The organism is Actinomyces weissii (assembly GCF_016598775.1).
Classification (GTDB): domain Bacteria; phylum Actinomycetota; class Actinomycetes; order Actinomycetales; family Actinomycetaceae; genus Actinomyces; species Actinomyces weissii.
Map to the genome: position 1 here is coordinate 1,860,585 of NZ_CP066802.1, position 16,638 is coordinate 1,877,222.

Annotated in this window: 11 protein-coding genes; 5 read left to right on the forward strand and 6 right to left on the reverse strand. The window is 69.5% G+C overall.

From position 1 onward, the window contains the following. The first annotated feature begins 56 nt into the window (after nt 1-56). Nucleotides 57-731, forward strand: a complete 675-nt coding sequence (locus tag JG540_RS07585) for a sugar O-acetyltransferase (protein ID WP_407648310.1) — start codon at nt 57-59, stop codon at nt 729-731. A 746-nt stretch (nt 732-1,477) separates the two neighbouring features. On the opposite strand, the gene JG540_RS07590 is transcribed toward JG540_RS07585, so the two are convergent. The 4 genes from JG540_RS07590 to JG540_RS07605 all read right to left on the reverse strand — a co-directional run bounded on the left by JG540_RS07590 (nt 1,478) and on the right by JG540_RS07605 (nt 6,551). Then, nucleotides 1,478-3,331 (reverse strand): alpha-glucosidase, encoded by a 1,854-nt coding sequence (locus JG540_RS07590; protein WP_200275072.1) that lies wholly within the window; start codon nt 3,329-3,331, stop codon nt 1,478-1,480. A gap of 73 nt (nt 3,332-3,404) precedes the next feature. Beyond that, nucleotides 3,405-4,310, reverse strand: coding sequence for a carbohydrate ABC transporter permease (locus JG540_RS07595; protein ID WP_200275074.1), 906 nt, complete (start codon nt 4,308-4,310; stop codon nt 3,405-3,407). 3 nt (nt 4,311-4,313) lie between these two features. Then, nucleotides 4,314-5,264, reverse strand: a complete 951-nt coding sequence (locus tag JG540_RS07600; RefSeq protein WP_234042742.1) for a carbohydrate ABC transporter permease — start codon at nt 5,262-5,264, stop codon at nt 4,314-4,316. A gap of 15 nt (nt 5,265-5,279) precedes the next feature. Then, nucleotides 5,280-6,551, reverse strand: coding sequence for an ABC transporter substrate-binding protein (locus JG540_RS07605; protein ID WP_200275076.1), 1,272 nt, complete (start codon nt 6,549-6,551; stop codon nt 5,280-5,282). Nucleotides 6,552-6,691: 140 nt separating this feature from the next. Between JG540_RS07605 and JG540_RS07610 the strand changes: the two genes are divergently transcribed. Next, nucleotides 6,692-8,251 carry an ROK family protein gene (locus tag JG540_RS07610; protein ID WP_200275078.1) on the forward strand — a complete coding sequence of 520 codons (1,560 nt, stop codon included), beginning with the start codon at nt 6,692-6,694 and terminating at the stop codon, nt 8,249-8,251. 273 nt (nt 8,252-8,524) lie between these two features. Beyond that, nucleotides 8,525-9,241: a nitroreductase gene (locus tag JG540_RS07615; protein WP_200275080.1), complete on the forward strand. Its 717-nt coding sequence runs from the start codon at nt 8,525-8,527 to the stop codon at nt 9,239-9,241. A gap of 132 nt (nt 9,242-9,373) precedes the next feature. On the opposite strand, the gene JG540_RS07620 is transcribed toward JG540_RS07615, so the two are convergent. After that, on the reverse strand, nt 9,374-12,571 hold the full coding sequence (locus tag JG540_RS07620) for an ATP-dependent helicase (RefSeq protein ID WP_200275082.1): 3,198 nt from the start codon (nt 12,569-12,571) through the stop codon (nt 9,374-9,376). 404 nt (nt 12,572-12,975) lie between these two features. After that, nucleotides 12,976-14,325: a DUF5692 family protein gene (locus JG540_RS07625; RefSeq protein ID WP_200275084.1), complete on the reverse strand. Its 1,350-nt coding sequence runs from the start codon at nt 14,323-14,325 to the stop codon at nt 12,976-12,978. Nucleotides 14,326-14,476: 151 nt separating this feature from the next. Between JG540_RS07625 and JG540_RS07630 the strand changes: the two genes are divergently transcribed. Continuing rightward, entirely contained in the window at nt 14,477-15,517 is a 1,041-nt protein-coding gene (locus JG540_RS07630) for a hypothetical protein (RefSeq protein WP_200275086.1), read from the forward strand. Then, complete coding sequence (locus JG540_RS07635; protein WP_200275088.1) at nt 15,517-16,545, forward strand: DUF5692 family protein; 1,029 nt, start codon at nt 15,517-15,519, stop codon at nt 16,543-16,545. Before JG540_RS07630 ends, JG540_RS07635 begins: the two co-directional genes overlap by 1 nt. Nucleotides 16,546-16,638: the final 93 nt, after the last annotated feature.

Consider the following 16,638-nt stretch of genomic DNA (forward strand, 5'->3'; position numbering starts at 1 on the left):
ACAGGTCTGACGGCTGACCGCCCCACGGCCTTGGCCGCTTCCAGGACAATCAGCCCATGAGCAGTACGAGGCCTTCACAAGCACCCAGCCCGCCCCCGCCCAGCGCTCCCGGGCCCTTCCCGGACGCCGCCCGCTACCTCAGCCAGGACGGCCGCTCCAACCGCCAACGCATGCGGGACGGAGACTGGTACGTCTCCGACGACGCCGAGAACGAGACCGTCAGCGCCCGCGCCAGGCGCGCCCTGGCCCGCTACGAGCAGGCCTTTATCGACGGCGACCCGCAGGCCGGGGAGCACCTGCGCCAGGCCGTGCCCGCAGCCCACCCGACGGCGACGGTCCGCCCGCCCCTGTGGGTGGACTACGGGGAGAACCTGAGCATCGGCGCCGGGACCTTCATCAACTACGGGCTCACCGCGCTCGACGTCGCCCCCATCAGCATCGGCGACCGCTGCCAGATCGGCCCCCACTGCCAGCTGCTCACCCCCATCCACCCCCTGGAGCCCTCCCCCCGGGCCGCCGGGGTGGAGTCCGCCGACCCGATCGTGCTGGAGGACAACGTGTGGCTCGGGGGCGGGGTGATCGTGTGCCCCGGGGTGCGGATCGGCCGCAACTCGGTGATCGGGGCGGGCAGCGTCGTGACCCGTGACGTACCCCCAGACGTGGTGGCGGTGGGCAACCCGGCACGCGTGCTGCGCGCGCTGGACGACTCCACCTTCCGGCCGCGCCACTGAATCCCGGAGCCTGCACCGACGCTTAGGGTACCTTGCCAGTGTCTTGAGGGCGCCTTGAGGGGGGATCTGGCGGACAGGTGTCCGGACTGGTGACCAAGGCCGTTATCGGCCCTGTGCGGCTGGGCAGGATTGGCGGAATCATGCGGATCGCGCGCGGCGCTCCGGGCTGTTGGTCATCAATTTGGACACCTCCGCCCCGTTCACCGTCGTCCGGGTGCTGGTGGAGGCGGGGTGGCTGTGCGGGGCGGGGTGCATACGGGCTCGCACCGGTGCAGGCTGCGGGGCATGGGACTGGGGCAGGGCTGCGTGGACGGGCTGGAAGGACCCGGTATCTCCACCCGCCCGCCCCAGAACCAGGATCGCGCCCAAACCCGGCCCCACCACGCCCTCAGGCCAGCGGCGGCTGCGGGGAGGGACCGCCTCCTTATGCCCAGGCCCGGCCCCACCGCGTCTTCATGCCAGCGGCGGCTGCGGGGAGGGACCGGACGCCTTACGCCCAGCACCTGCCCCCCGCAAGACCCTAGGCTGAGCCACACCAGCAGAAAAGCTCAACGAGCTGCTGCAAACACACAACAACAAACCCCTCGCACCCACCCCCTGAAACCACCATATTAGGCTTACCTAACCGGTCTCGTGAGCCATATGTCCCGGTCTCGTGGTACCGATGTCCCGGTCTCGCGAGACCGGGACATCGGTACCACGAGACCGGTGGGACGCACACACGCGACCACCTGGGAGGCACCACCTCAGAGGCGGCGACGCAGCACCACCGAGTCCCAGCCTGCCAAGTGCCCGGGAAAGCCCACGCCGTCGGCCCCAGCCGCAGGAGCAGGCAGGCTGGCCTGCAGAAGCAGCTCCGCGCTTTCCCACTCGCCCAGGTCCACCCCCTCCGCAGCCAGGCGGGTCCGCAGCGCCGACCCCTCCGTCAGGTCCAGGCCCGCCCGCGTGACCGAGGCCAGCAGCAGCACCTGCACCTGCCCGCTCGCGTCCCGGTGCTCGCGCAGCACCACCCAGGAGGTGGGGTCATCCGCAGCCAGCAGCCGGAAGCTCCCCAGCGCCACGGTGTCGCAGCTGTGCCGCAGGGAGATCAGGGCCCGGTAGTGCTCGAACACGCTGCCGGGCACCCCCACCTGCGCCGCGGCGTTGACCTGCGGGTAGTTGGCGGTGACGTCTATCCAAGGGGTGCCGGTGGTGAATCCAGCCGCCTCCGTGGCGTCCCACTGCACCGGCGTGCGCGCGTTGTCCCGGGAGTTCGGGGCCATCCGGGCCAGGACGGCCTCCGGCTCCTCGCCCTGGCGCACGCGCTCGTGGTAGTAGTTCACGGACTCCAGGTCACGGTAGCTGTCGATCCCGCGCAGGCCGGTGTTGGTCTGCCCCAGCTCCTGCCCTTGGTAGACGTAGGGGGTGCCGCGATGCAGGTGCAGCACGGAGGCCAGGGTCTTGGCGCTGATACTGCGCCACGCCGGGTCGGCGTCGCCAAAGCGGGAGACCGCCCGCGGCTGGTCGTGGTTGTCCCAGTAGCTGGAGTTCCAGCCGACCTCGGCCACCAGGTGCCCGGCGGCGTCGCGCACGGGCGCCAGCGCCTCCTGCCAGGCAGCCAGGTTCTCCTTGAGGGCCCGCAGGTCAACAGTCCGGGGGTCGAACTTGCCCCCGGGGCCTTCCGCCAGGCTCACGTGCTGGAACTGGAAGACCATGTCCAGCTCACCCCGGCCCGGGTCGGTGTACCGGCGGGCCTCGCTCAGGGTGACGCCCGGGGTCTCACCCACGGTCAGCACGTGCCGGTGGCGCGGCTGGAAGACCACACGGTTCATCTCCGCCAGGAACTCGTGGACACGCGGCCCGTTGGCCACCGCCTCGAAACCTGAGCCGTACCGGTCCCCCGGCCCCTGGGGGCCGTCCGCCAGCGGGTAGGTCTTGGAGACCAGGTTGATGACGTCCATGCGGAAGCCGTCCACGCCCCGGTCCAGCCAGCGTCCCATCAGGTCGTACACGGCCTGCCGGACCTGCGGGTTCTCCCAGTTCAGGTCAGGCTGCTTGGCTGAGAACAGGTGCAGGTAGAACTCGCCCGTGCGCGCGTCCCACTGCCAAGCCGACCCGGAGAAGGCCGAGCCCCAGTTGGTGGGCTCCGTGCCCGGCTCCCCCGGCTCCAGGCCATGAACCTCCCGGGCGGGGCGCCAGACGTACCAGTCCCGCTGGGGGTCCGTCCTGGAGGACCTAGCGGCCTGGAACCAGGGGTGCTCGTCACTGGTGTGGTTGACCACCAGGTCCATGACCAGCCGCATGCCCCGCTGGTGCAGCCCGGCCACCAGCTCATCCAGGTCCGCCAGCGAGCCGAAGACCGGGTCGATGTCCTCGTAGTCGGATATGTCGTAGCCGTTGTCGTCCTGGGGTGAGCGGTACACCGGGCTCAGCCACACCACGTCCACGCCCAGGGCGTCCAGGTAGTCCAGCCGGGAGACCACCCCCTGCAGGTCGCCGACGCCGTCGCCGTCGGTGTCCTGGAAGGAGCGCGGGTAGACCTGGTAGACGACGGCGCGCCGCCACCACCCAGGCTCCTCCCCTACGTGGCGCGGGCTGGGGACAAGGAGCGGGTAGCCCATGGAGACTCCTAGGCTGCTTGGGACTGACCGGTGGACAGGCAGCGGCCTGGGCCTGGCCGCCCCCCGTCCCGGCTCACTTCTGCGAGCCGCGCATGACGCCGGAGATGACCCAGCGCTGCGAGAAGACGTAGACGAGGAACATGGGCGCGATCGCCATCAGGTAGGAGGCGAAGGAGACCGGGTAGTTCGTGTTGAACTGGCTCTGGAACACGTACTGGGCCAGTGGCAGCGTGGCCTTGGTCTGGTCGGTGAGGATGACCAGGGGCAGCAGGAAGTCGTTCCAGGCCCACAGGCAGGTGAGGATCCCCACGGTCGCGTTCATGGGGGTCAGCAGCGGGAAGACCACCTTCCAGAAGATCTGCCAGCGGGAGGCGCCGTCAATGGCCGCGGCCTCCTCCAGCTCCTCGGGGATGGACTTGATGAACGAGGTGTACAGCAGGATGTTGAAGGCGAGCCCGTAGACCACGTACAGGATGATCAGCCCCGCCTCGTTGTCCAGGTGCAGGAAGGCCGTCTCCTTGACCACCGGCAGCATGATGATCGGGAAGGGAACGAACAGCGCCGCCACGAAGTAGTAGTACAGGCGTCGGAACCAGGGCCAGTGCAGGTTGCGCCCCAGGGCGTAGGCCACCATGGAGTTGGTCAGCAGGGTCAGGACCGTGGCCCCCACAGTGACTACCGCGGAGGTCAGCAGCCGCTTGGGGTAGGAGGTCAGCTCCCAGGCTGTCGCGAAGTTCTTCAGGCTCAGGGAGCGGGGCAGCGCCCAGCCGGAGGCGGCCAGCTCCTCCGGGGTCTTGAAGGCGGTGACCACGGTGAAGTACAGCGGCACGAGGATCGTCAGGCTCAGGACCACCGCCAGGGCGGTCGCCCACCAGTTGGTTCCCCCTAAGGCTGTTTCCCGACGACGACGCTGCCGGTCCTGGGTCACGGTGGTCCCCGTCCCCGGGGCTGCGGTGGTGGTGGCGGTTGTGGACGTCATGGCTCAGACCCTTTCCTGGCTCTGGGTGAAACGCAGCTGGGCGAAGGACAGGAGCACCACGATCAGGAAGTAGATGATGCCGTTGGCCGTCTGGTAGGCGTACTCACCGCCCTGGAACCCGTTGGTGAAGATGAGGTAGGAGATGGACTGGGTGGCGGTGCCGGGGCCGCCGGAGGTCAGGGCGACGATCTGGTCGAACACCCCCAGGAAGCCTTTGAAGGACAGCACCATGTTGATGCCCATGTACGGGATGATCAGCGGCAGCGTCATGGACCACAGGCGCCTGACGGGCCCGGCGCCGTCCAGGGCGGAGGCCTCGTAGATCTCCTCGGGGACCGTCTGGAGCCCGGCGAGGTAGATGATGGTGTTGTAGGCGACCGTCTGCCACACGCCCACCAGCACGACCGCCAGCCAGGCCAGGGACTCGTTGGCAAGCAGGGAGGTGCTCAGCCACTCCCAGCCCAGGGCCTTGCCGACCAGGGGCAGGTTGTTGGTGAACAGGTAGCTGAAGATGTAGGACACCACCAGGACCGGCAGGACGTAGGGGATGAAGAAGACCCCACGCAGCAGGCTGCGTGCCTTGATCTTGGCGTTGAGCAGCAGGGCCAGCCCCAAGGAGACCAGGTTGGTCAGCAGCGAGGCGACGATCGCGTACTTGAAGGTGAACAGGTAGGACTGCCAGATGATCTCGTCGCTCAGGAGGTTCTTGTAGTTGGCCAGCCCCACGAAGTGCCAGTCGCCGTAGCCCTTCGAGTTGGTGAAGGTGTAGAAGAACCCGGTCAGCAGGGGGATGGTGAGCAGGACGGTGAAGACCAGGGCGGCGGGAACCGTCATCCAGATGAATGCCGGGTCCACCTTCCGGGACCGGGGGCGGCTGCCCTGAGTGGGACGGTCGGGACGGTCTGGGCGGTTGGTACGGGCGGGGGCCTCAGCGGCTTTGACTGATGTGCTCATCTGTCTGCTCCTGGCTCACTCGGACTCTTTGACACGGCGGATGACCTTGTCCCACCGGTTGTCCAGCGTGGACACCAGCTGGTCCACGTCCCCACTGAAGAGGAACTGCTGCAGGTAGGCGTTCAAGGTGATGGCGGGCGGGAAGCTGTGGTCGGAGTAGGTGGCCACGCGCCCCTGGTCGAAGTAGGGCTGCAGCCCTACCAGCGCCGGGTCCTGGGCGGACAGGCTGGTCAGGGTCGGGTAGGCCACCTGCTCCTGGCAGTAGGCGCGCATGTTCTCTGCGGCCAGGACGTGCTCCAGGAAGCGGCGGCACTCCTCCGGGTGCTTGGGGTCCTTGCCCATGGTGAAGGCCACGTCCACGCCGGAGACGACCTTGGTGTCGGCGGCTGAGTCCGCGGGGACGGCGAAGGTGCCCAGGTTGATGTCCTCGTTGTAGGAGCGGATCGCGGGGATGGCGTAGGTTCCGTGCCAGTACATGGCGCCTTTGCCCTGGGCGAAGCCCTGGTTGCCGTCGTTGTAGCCCAGGCTCGCCTTGTCGTCGTTGCCGTAGCCGTAGGCCTGGCGCATCTTCTCGAAGACGGGGCTCAGCTCCCGGAAGGAGGTGCCGGAGCCGAGGTCGGCGCGCTGCTGGTACCAGGCGGCGACGCCGTCGGTAAGGAAGGAGCCGGAGAGGGAGGCGAAGGCCGGGGAGCTGGTCCAGCTGTCCTTGGTGGCCCAGTAGAAGGGGTTTATGCCCTGGGCCGTAAGCTCTTCGCAGACCTCGATCAGCTGTGCCCAGGTGCTGGGGGGCTCCACACCGGCCTGTGCGAATACGTCCTTGTTGTAGATGATGCCGGAGCCGTTGTCCGCGAAGGCGATCCCGTTGGTCTGCCCCTGGCCTCCGGTTCCCAGCGTGTCGAGGATCGAGGCGATGGCCGGGTTGACGCCGTCCAGCAGCCCGGAGGGCCGGAAGTCGTAGAAGATCTTGGTCCTTGCCAGGGCGCCGTAGCTGTAGTCGCCGTTGATGGTGAGCAGGTCGGGTACGTCTCCCTTGACCAGGCGGGCCCGCAGCGAGGTGATGCTGGAGGCCTGGAAGTTCTGTCTGACCACCACGTCCGGGTTGGCGGCGTTGAACTCCGCGCAGATCCGGTCGAAGAGCTCGATGGCCTCGCTCTTGAACTGGAAGAGCTCTAGGTGGACCTTGCCGTCACCGCCCGCACCGCAACCGGTGACGGTGGCTCCGGCAGCTGCGAGCGCCGCGGCCCGCGCCGTGCCCGCCAGGAAGGAGCGCCTGCTCAGTGCTGTCATGTGTGTCTCCCGCGCGTCATTGCCTACTAGGGGAACCGTCCGCCGCACCAGGCGGGGCGGACGGCATTATTTTGCTCCGAAAAAAACACCTGCGCAAGTGAGGCCCCAACCCTGGCAACCGCTCGGGCATGATGGGCGGCATGCCCCAGCCAGCAACGCAGGACCCCCCGCCCGACCGCCCGCGCACCCGCGCCACCACCGACAGCCCGACGACGTCGCCCTGGGCCTGCCTGACCGGCACCCAGCGCGCCCTGGTGCTGGCACTGATGCAGCACGGCCAGCTCTCCCGCCCAGCGCTCATGGAGCTGCTCTCCGTCTCCCCCGGCTCCATCACCCGCCTGGCCACGCCGCTCGTGGAGGCGGGGCTCCTGGTCTCACGCACCGAGCAGGTTGCGAGCACCGGCCGCCCGCAGTCACCGCTGGCGCTGCGCGCCCAGACCGAGAGCGTCCTGGGGGTGACCCTCTCGGGGACCACGCTCACGGCAGTGCTCACCGACCTGTCCCTCGCTCCGGTCGCCACCGTGCGCTACCGCCTGGTCAGCCACAGGCCTCAGGACGTGGCCGACCAGGTGGCCGCGGCCCTCAGTGAGCTGACGGCCACCGCGTGCACGGCAGCCTCCCCCGCTGAGCCTGGCAGTGGGAGCGGTAGTGGCGACGGGAGCGGTAGTAGCAGCGGGAGCGGGAGCGACGTCGGTACTGGCGGTGGCTCTGGCGTCGGCGTCGGTACTGGCGGTGGCTCTGGCGTCGGCGTCGGTACTGGCGGTGGCTCTGGCGTCGGCGTCGGTACTGGCACTGGCAGTAGCAGCGGGACCAGCAGCGGGAATGGGACCGGCACCGGCTCCGGCGTCACCCCCGGCAGCGGGACCAGCAGTGGGACCGCGACCAGCAGCGGCTCCCGCTTCGGCGTCAGCCCTGGCAGTGGGACCGACACCGGGACCAGCGACGAGCCCACCCCGCCAGTCGACCAGCTCCCCCCACCCAGCTGCATCGGCCTCACACTGGGAGGCTCCAGCCCGGACGGGCGCCTGACCTCCGAGGCGGTGTTCCTGGGCTGGCGGCAGGTCCCGCTGGCCCAGATGATCCAGGAACGCACCGGTGTGCCCACCACCATCGGCAATGACCTGGGGGGATTCACGCTGGCGGAGTCGTGGTTCGGGGTCGGCAAGGAGCAGCAGACCTTCTGCCTGCTGACGGTCGGCGCAGGAGTCGGCTTCGGGATGGTCGTCCAGGGCCGGGTCCAGTCCTCCGTGGACAACGACCTGGGGCTGCTGGGCATGGTGCCAGTGCCAGACGACGGCGAGCCCCCCACCGCGCTGCCCGCGAAGGACTGCCTGACAAACCACGCCCTGGAGCAGGCCTGGACCGACAAGGGCCACCCGGCCCGCACGGCGCAGGAGGTCCTTGACGCCGCCCAGGCGGGAGAGGCTGACGCCGTCGCCGTCTGCCGCCAGCTAGCGCGTCGGCTCGGGCGCCTAATCGGGACCGCCGCCGCCTTCTGCCTGCCGGAGGTGGTGGTGGTCGCCGGGGAGATGAGCGCCGTCGCCAGCCTGCTGGAGGACGAGGTGCGGGCGGGCATCAACCAGGTGCGGCGCCTGGAGGCAGAGCCCGTGCGCCTGGTGGTACGCCAGCACAATCGGGTCGACTGGGCCCGGGGCGCGGCGGCCCTGGCACTGCGGGAACGGGTCCGCGGCAGGCTGTGACACCGGCCTCTCCCACCAGGTAGCCGCCTGCGTTGGCCAGTAGGACACCTTTACCGGAATCGTGAGCAGTATGTCCCGGTCTCGCGCGACCGGCGTGACGGGCACGTCGGGTATGCCAGGCGAGTAGCCAAGGGCGCCAGCGGCGCCGGAGAGACCTCATCGCTTAGGGCACCCTTACCGGTCTCGTGGTACATATGTCCCGGTCTCGCGAAAGTCACGGAGAAACGCGGTGTTATCAGACAGTTGTCAGGATTTTGCACATAAAGTGGCCCGGTGATCCCTGAGCTACTGTCAACCTTGGTGGCCTCGCGCCACTCTGTGCGCGACTTCCGCCCTGACCCCGTACCCCAGTGGGTCCTGGACGCGATCCTCGACGACGCCAGGCAGGCCCCCAGCTGGTCCAACACCCGCCCCTTCATGCTGGCCCTGGCCACCGGCGACCGTGCGGACCGTCTCCGTGACGCCTACACGGCGGAGTTCGACAAGACCCTGGCCGTGCAGCACAAGGAGCTGTTCGCCAAGACCCGGCTGGTCTTCTCCGGCGACCGGCCTGACGGCGACTACCCCGTCTGGCGGCGCTACCCCAAGGACCTACGCCCCCACGCCGAGGAGCTGGGCAGTCGCCTGTACGCGCACATGGGGATCGCCCGCGACGACCTGGAGGCCCGGGACGAGGCAGGCAGGCGCAACTGCCAGGCCTTCGGCGCGCCGGTCATCGGCTTCCTGCTGGTGCACAAGGGCCTGATGCCCTTCGCGGCCCTGGACGCCGGGATCATGCTGCAGACCCTGTTCCTGTCCGCCAAGGCCCGCGGCGTGGACTCCTGCCCCCTGGGCGTACTGGCCGCCTGGCGCACCCCCCTGAACGATGAGTTCGAGATCCCCCACGCCTACCGGCTCATAACCGGCTTCGCCCTGGGCTACGCCTCCAAGGACCCGGTCAACGACTTCCGGGCCGAGCGCCGCCCCGTCAAGATCGCCGAGCCGCGCTAGCCCCACGGGGCCCAGGCCCCGCCGTCGGGCGCCTCCTCAACTTGTGCCTCCACCTGTGCATTTCGGCGCGAGTGGTGCGGTTTTCCGGCACCACTCGCGCCGAAATGCACAAGTCGGGGGTGGGGCGGCGCGTCAGACCTTCTCGAACTTGGCGAAGCCCACCATCAGGCGCTTGGTGGTAGGCACGCCGTCGATCGTGAACTCCACGTGTACCACCGGCGCCCGCCCCCGGTGCTCCAGCGCCGTGACGGTCCCCTCGCCGTAGGACTCGTGGCGCACCCGGTCCCCCACCCGGAACTGCGGCGCCTCCCCCGCACCTGCCGACGCCGACGCCGTCGTCTTGCTGCCGCCTGCGGTGGCGGGGGCGGCCGAGCCGTCCAGACGCACCGCCTTGCCACGTGCCTCCAGGCGCTGGGCGCGGCGGGCTGCGGCCCGGTCCTTGGCGGTCTCCACCCGCCCCAGCCGGCCACTGCGCCCACCGCCCCCGATCGGCGGCGCGAAGTCGTCGTCCTCGCTGTAGGCCGAACCGCCCGCACGCCGCCCCGAGGTCCCCCGGCCCGAGCCGAAGCCCCCCTCGCCCCAGGACCGGCCCCAGCCCATGGAGTCACCGTGCAGGGCCTCGGTGGAGGAGGCCAGGCGCTTCCAGTCCATGGTCTCGGCCGGGATGTCATCCAGGAAGCGGGAGGCGGGCATGGCGTTGGCGGCCCCCCAGGCGGAGCGCACCGCCGCGCGGGTCACGTAGAGCCGCTCGCGGGCCCGGGTCAGGGCCACGTAGGCCAGCCTCCGCTCCTCAGCCAGCTCGGTCTCCTCCCCCAGGGAGCGGGCGTGCGGGAAGGTACCGTCCTCCATGCCGGTCACGAAGACCACCGGGAACTCCAGCCCCTTGGCGGTGTGCACCGTCATCAGGGTGACCTGCCCGGCGGCCGCCTCCTGCTGGGCTGCGGCGGCCTCAGCCTCCGTCATCTCCGCCAGGTCGGCGGCCTGCGGCAGCTGGTCTGAGTCAGCCACCAGGCTCACCCGCTCCAGGAAGTCGGCCAGGGTGCCGTCCGGGTTAGCCTCCTGGAAGTCGCTGGCCACCGAGTGCAGCTCCGCCAGGTTCTCCACCCGGGTGGCGTCCTGCGGGTCGTCCGAGGCGCGCAGCTCGGCCAGGTAGCCGGAGGCGTCCAGGGCCGAGTCCAGCACCTCCGCCACGCCGTCGCCGTCAGCCAGCTGGTGGCGCAGGGAGACCAGCAGCTCGTGGAAGCCCTTGACCTGCTTCAGGGCCCGACTGGTGAGTCCCAGCACCGCCGGTGGCTCAGTCAGCAGCGCGGCGTCATCCTCCCCGACGGTGGGGCTGGCCAGGTCCGGTCCGCCCGTGCCGCCCGACGCCGACGCCGCACCCGGCTGCTGCCTCTCCCTAGCAGCCGCCTCCGGCCCGCTGGCACCCGCCGTCCCCGAGGCAGCGGCAGGCCGCGGTTCCCCGGCCGCGTCGGCCACCGCCCGCCCGAAGGACACCCCGTGGCGGGCGGCGTGCTCCGCCAGGCCTGCCTCCGCCTTGTCCCCCAGTCCCCGCTTGGGCACGTTCAGGACGCGGCGGATCGAGACGTCGTCGTCCGGGTTGTCCACCGCCCGCAGGTAGGCGATAGCGTCCTTGATCTCCCGCCGCTCGTAGAAGCGCGTGCCGCCCACCACCTTGTAAGGCTGGCCCGCCCGTATGAAGGCCTCCTCCAGCGCCCGGGACTGGGCGTTGGTGCGGTAGAAGACGGCGACGTCGCGCGGGCGGGTGCCCGCGGTGTCAGCCAGGCGGTCGATCTCGTTGGAGACCCAGCGGGCCTCGTCGTGCTCCGAGTCCGCCACGTAGCCGGTCACGGGTGCGCCCGCTCCCGACTCGGTGAACAGCCGCTTGGGACGCCGCCCCGTGTTGCGGGCGATCACGGCGTTGGCGGCGTCCAGGATGTTCTGGGTGGAGCGGTAGTTCTGCTCCAGCAGGATCGTGCGGGCCTGCGGGTAGTCCTGCTCGAACTCCTCGATGTTGCGGATCGTGGCGCCCCGGAAGGCGTAGATGGACTGGTCGGAGTCGCCCACGACCGTCAGCTCGGCCGGAGGCAGGGGGCTGCCCGCCCCCGAGGTACCCGGCCCCCCGACCAGCTCACGCACCAGCACGTACTGGGCGTGGTTGGTGTCCTGGTACTCGTCCACCAGGACGTGCCGGAAGCGCCGCCGGTACATCTCGGCCACGCCCGGGCGGGAGCGCAGCAGCTCGACCGTACGCATGATGATGTCGTCAAAGTCCAGGGCGTTGGCGGCCACCAGGCGCTGCTGGTAGGCGCGGTACACCTCCACCAGGTGGCGCTCAAAGGGGTTGGAGGTGATGGCCCGCTCCGCGAGCTCCGCCGGCCCCACCAGCTCGTTCTTCAGGTCCGAGATGCGGTGGGCGAATGCCTTGGGGGTGAAGCGCTTGGGGTCGATCCCCAGCTCCTTGACCACCAGGGTGACCAGGCGCTGGGAGTCGGCGGCGTCGTAGATGGAGAAGCTGGAGCGCAGGGAGGCGGCCTCGTGCTCGCGGCGCAGGATGCGCACGCAGGCGGAGTGGAAGGTGAAGACCCACATGTGCTGCGCTACCGGCCCCACCAGGGCAGTCACGCGCTCACGCATCTCAGCGGCGGCCTTGTTGGTGAAGGTGATGGCCAGGACCTCCCCGGCGCGGGCCCGCCCGGTGGCCAGCAGGTAGGCGATGCGGTGGGTGAGCACACGGGTCTTGCCCGAGCCCGCTCCCGCGATAATCAGCAGGGGGGAGCCCGCGTGGGTGACGGCGGCGGCCTGCTGGGGGTTCAGGCCGTGGGTCAGCGCGGCGGGGTCGGAGACGGTCAGGTTCCCCTCCCGGCCCCAGCGGGACAGGGCGGTGCCCTCCACCAGCGGGTCCTGCTGGCTGGACAGGGGGTTGGCCGGGGCGTCGGCCCGACCGGGGGCAGGAGTGCTGGCCGGGGCATGGTCCAGACCGGGAGCCGGGGTGGAGCCGGTGGCTTGGGTGGGCTCACCGGTGGCACGGGCGCGGGCCGCGGCGGCCTGGGCCTGGGCGCGGGCCACCTGGGCGGAGACCTCGGCCAGGTGCGCGTCATAGTCCTGGGCCGTGGGGCTGTCCCAGTGCTGTGCCGCCTGCGGGTCCAGGGGCAGGGACTCGTCATCGGCGGGGGGCTCCAGGTCTTCCCAGCCGGTATCCCAGCCGGAGGCCGGGGCGATAGGGGGCAGGGAGGACTCGGAGGCGTGGGAGCGGCTGGGGCTGCTGCCATTGCCGGCATTGCTGGCGCCAGGCATCGGCAGGTCACCGAAGAGGGAGTTCATCGCGTTCATACTGGAGCCAACCCTAGGCCAGGCGTAGCGCACCTACATCACCGTGCAGGACTCCGTTCACCGCCAGCGGCCTGAGCCAACCCTAGGCCAGGCGTAGCGCACCTACATCACCGTGCGGGACTCCGTTCACCGCCAGCGGCCTGAGCCAACCCTAGGCCAGGCGTAGCGCACCTACATCACCGTGCGGGACTCCGTTCACCGCCAGCGGCTTGAGCCAACCATGCAGCGCTCGCAGGCCGGCCGGGCAGCCCCTTCGCCTCCACTTGTGCATTTCGGCGCGAGTGGTGCCGGAAAACCGCACCACTCGCGCCGAAATGCACAAGTCGGGATGGGGTGGGGACGCACCACCGCAACCACCAGCCGCAAGGGTCCGCCGCCCCAGCCACCCCAGCCCACGGTCACGGCTAGGGCTTGGTACCCATCTCCCACTGGGGCTCTGCCCGCACGCCGCGCTCCACCAGGGCCGGGTCGGCCGCCAGGGGCGTGCGCGGCTTGGGGTAGCGCCGGTCCTCCTTGCCCCACCAGGGCATGTAGGAGACGTAGCCGTCCGCTGGCGGCAGCGGGGAGTCCGGTTCCAGGCCCAGCTCCTCCGGGGTCTGCTTGATCCGGTCCACCAGGAAGTACTTGTCACGGTCGTCGCAGTGCTCCCGCACGATCGCGCGGAACTCAGCCAGCTCGCAGTACAGGACCCCGGTAAGCGGGTTCCTCCTGAACACCACGACCTTGTACAGCCAGTAGGCGAACAAGGCCACGTTGGCCACCAGCGCCACCACCGCACAGGCGATATTCGCCCGCGGGTCCATGGTGGCGAAGTTGAAGATGTCCGACGGCGGCACCAGCAGCTCGGGCAGCAGCGTGTTCATCGCGATCCAGAACATGAGCGTGAAGCAGCGGAACCAGATCCACTGGCCCTTGGCCCAGGTGAAGGCCGGGATCGTGCAGGCCAGCAGGAGCGCCAGCGTGCAGTACCAGGTGTAGTCCGCCAGCGAGTTGTACAGGAAGGCGTGGTTCCACAGGTCGTAGGCGATCACCCAGGGCCACACCATGTCCGCCCAGATCAGCCCCCGGACCTTCTGCTTGCCGGGAGAGGTCACGATGATCTTGCCCAGGCCGGTGATCGTGATGATGTTGAGCAGGCCGGCCGCCGCGGAGAGCAGGTTCCAGTAGCCGCCGATGGTACGGAAGCCCGTCTCCGGGTCGATACCCACGTGCCGCGCGGACAGGTTCGCGGCCACCGCCTGGTACCAGGCCTGGGAGTGCAGCTCGGCGGTGACTCCCCGGGCCTCAGGCAGCCCGGCGATCATGTCTATGGTGTGCGTGTCGTTGACGTGCTTGAGGCACTGCCAGTCGGCGCCGCAGGCGTAGTACTGCTCCGCGTTGGCAAAGATCGTCAGGTCACGGATGTTCGCCTCCATGATGTTGACGGCCAGGCCGACCCACAGCGCCACCCCCAGCCAGATCGCGTAGCGGTGGGCCCTGACCGGGTGGCGCTTGGCGTACACCAGGACCGTGCCGGTCATGGTGGCGGTGAGCACCATGATCGCGTACTTGCCGAAGGGGAACCAGCCCACCATCGGGGTGCCGTGGATCCAGGCGTAGGGCATCAGGGCGATCCCGCCCACGGTCCACACGGCGAAGATCGTCCAGCTCCAGCGGCGGTTGACCTCAGCCACCAGGATCTGTGCCGCCAGCACCGCCACCCAGACCAGGTAGACCTTCGGTGTGCCCAGCTCCCACAGGAACAGTGACTCCATTGTCAGCCTCCGAATGACGCTCCCTATATGACTTAGAGGAATATCCTAGTACCTAGACCCAGCCCGGACCCAGGTTCTTCCCAGCCAGTTCTGCGGGTCAGCCGCCCGACGACGGTGTCGGGCGTCCCCTCGCCCCAAGGAGGCCACCAAAATGACCAGTAGCACCAGCCGACGTCGTCTGTGCGCCCTCGCCGCCGGTTGCGGCGGCGCCCTGCTAGCCGGGATGTACGCCTTCAGCCAGCTGTCCGGCAAGGCCACGCAGGCGGAGCAGGACTGGCGCTACCCCGGCGACGACCTGATCGACGCCAACTACGACAACGGCTACTCCTCCACCTACGCCATCACCATTGACGCCCCCGCCTACGCCGTGTGGCGCCTGTTCAAGCAGATCGGGGCGGAGAAGTCGGGGTCCTTCTCCTCAGAGTTCCTGGAGCGGACCTTTGCCCGGCTGCCCTTCTTCAACTCCTACGAGATCCAGGAGGAGTTCCAGCAGCCCGACTCCATGATGCCTGGCGACATCGCCGCCTTCGACTTCCACGGCATGTCCATGGAGTGGGCGGACATCGTGCCCGGCAAGTACCTGGTGCAGTGGGTGGACACCAAGAACCCGCCCCAGGCGCCCGGCTCCTACGCCTTCCGCTTCCCCGGGATGCGCCACTTCGCCGCCGCCTGGTGCTTCTACATGGTGCCGTTGGCTGGTGGCCGCACCCGCCTGATCAACCACTGGCGTATCGGCTACGAGCCTGCCTCCCCGCTCATGACCGCCCTGAACTGGGTGAACATCGAGTTCATTGGCGGCTGCATGACCCACCTGCAGAACCTCTACGTCAAGCGGGTGCTGGAGTTCCGCAAGCGCCAGCAGCTCACCGGCCGCTTCATGCGTGGGATGCTCGGGGGCCTCTTCCTGCCCACCGGCACCCCGGCCGGCCGCCACGACGGCACCCCTCTGTTCGAGGACACCTTCACCCAGTGGTTCCGCTACGGCCGCTCCAACCCCGCCGTCGCCGAGATCCGCCCACCGGTCACCGACGACCCCACCTGGCCGCCCACCGGCCCCGGCACCCCCTGGGAGGCGGAGGTGGACACCAGCTACTTCGAGGGCTGGCGTGAGCCCAAGTTCTCCTGGGAGGAGCAGATCCGCCAGAAGCTGGAGCGCAGCTACCTGCCTGACTGGGGCAAGGAGCAGGACTGATGGGCGCCATCACCCCACCGGACTACCCGACCCTCTTCTTCTTTGAGACCGGCCAGTGGTGGGACTACGCGATGCTGGTGCTCGTGGTGGCCGCCCTGGCGTTCACGGCCTGGCTCGCCCAGCGCAGCCTGTGGGTGGCGCTGGCCGTGTTCGTGGTCGTCCCCGTGACACTGACCGTCTTCTGGTGGCCGACCTCGACGGCGGGGACGAACTCGGCAGGCTGGTTCCCGCTGGTCAAGCAGTACTCGGCGCTGGCCGGGTCGCTGAGCCTAGTGGCCCTGCAGGTGTTCCCGCGGCTGCGCCACAAGCACTGGTACCTGCTGATCCCGCCGCTGATCCTGGCGCTGAACATCGCCGAGGCGGTGGTGCGTGACTTCCAGTGCTACACGATCCACGGGGTGGACCCGACGCAGGGCATGGTGACCTGGGGCGGTCCCTGGAACATCATGAACGGCGTCGCCGGGATCCTGAACCTGCTGGCGATCTCCGGCTGGGTGGGGATCTTCGTGTCCAAGGGCAAGGAGCGGGCCCTGGTGTGGGGCGACCTGACCATCGGCTGGATCATCGCCTACGACCTGTGGAACTTCTCCTACGTCTACAACTGCCTGGCGGACCGGGCCTGGTACTCGGGGGTGGGGCTGCTGGCGGCCTGCACGATCCCGGCCTTCCTGCGGTGCGGCCGCGGCTCCTGGATCCAGTACCGGGCCTACACCCTGACCTTCTGGTCCGGCGTGGTGCTGACCTTCCCGCACTTCATGCAGGACTCGGCCTTTGCCCACCGCAGCGCCCACAACCCGACGGCGATGCTGCTGGTCGCGGCCGCCTCCCTGGTGGCGAACGCGGTGGTGCTGGTGCTGCACCTGCGCAAGGCCGTGCGCACGCGCCGCAACCCGCTGACGCAGGAGGTGCACGCCGATGAGCCGACCTACGTCTCCTGGGTGCGCGACCTGGCCAGCGAGGAGGACAAGGAGCTGATCGCGGCTCGTTTAGGGAAGACGCCTGCCGAGGCGGGCTTTACAGGCGCTTAGGCCCTGGCGGCTGCCTGCCCGCTGCTGCTGGGCGGGACGGCGCGGGCGCGGCTTTCCGTAGCGCCCGCGCCGTCCCCCTGGACTCTTAGTGGC

What these genes read in the sequence shown, in the direction of transcription:
- JG540_RS07610 (WP_200275078.1), top strand. Translation starts at nt 6,692, where the DNA reads ATGCCCCAGCCAGCAACGCAGGACCCCCCGCCCGACCGCCCGCGCACC.
- JG540_RS07585 (WP_407648310.1), top strand. Translation starts at nt 57, where the DNA reads ATGAGCAGTACGAGGCCTTCACAAGCACCCAGCCCGCCCCCGCCCAGC.
- JG540_RS07630 (WP_200275086.1), top strand. Translation starts at nt 14,477, where the DNA reads ATGACCAGTAGCACCAGCCGACGTCGTCTGTGCGCCCTCGCCGCCGGT.
- JG540_RS07600 (WP_234042742.1), bottom strand. Translation starts at nt 5,264, where the DNA reads ATGAGCACATCAGTCAAAGCCGCTGAGGCCCCCGCCCGTACCAACCGC.
- JG540_RS07605 (WP_200275076.1), bottom strand. Translation starts at nt 6,551, where the DNA reads ATGACAGCACTGAGCAGGCGCTCCTTCCTGGCGGGCACGGCGCGGGCC.
- JG540_RS07595 (WP_200275074.1), bottom strand. Translation starts at nt 4,310, where the DNA reads ATGACGTCCACAACCGCCACCACCACCGCAGCCCCGGGGACGGGGACC.
- JG540_RS07625 (WP_200275084.1), bottom strand. Translation starts at nt 14,325, where the DNA reads ATGGAGTCACTGTTCCTGTGGGAGCTGGGCACACCGAAGGTCTACCTG.
- JG540_RS07620 (WP_200275082.1), bottom strand. Translation starts at nt 12,571, where the DNA reads ATGAACGCGATGAACTCCCTCTTCGGTGACCTGCCGATGCCTGGCGCC.
- JG540_RS07635 (WP_200275088.1), top strand. Translation starts at nt 15,517, where the DNA reads ATGGGCGCCATCACCCCACCGGACTACCCGACCCTCTTCTTCTTTGAG.
- JG540_RS07590 (WP_200275072.1), bottom strand. Translation starts at nt 3,331, where the DNA reads ATGGGCTACCCGCTCCTTGTCCCCAGCCCGCGCCACGTAGGGGAGGAG.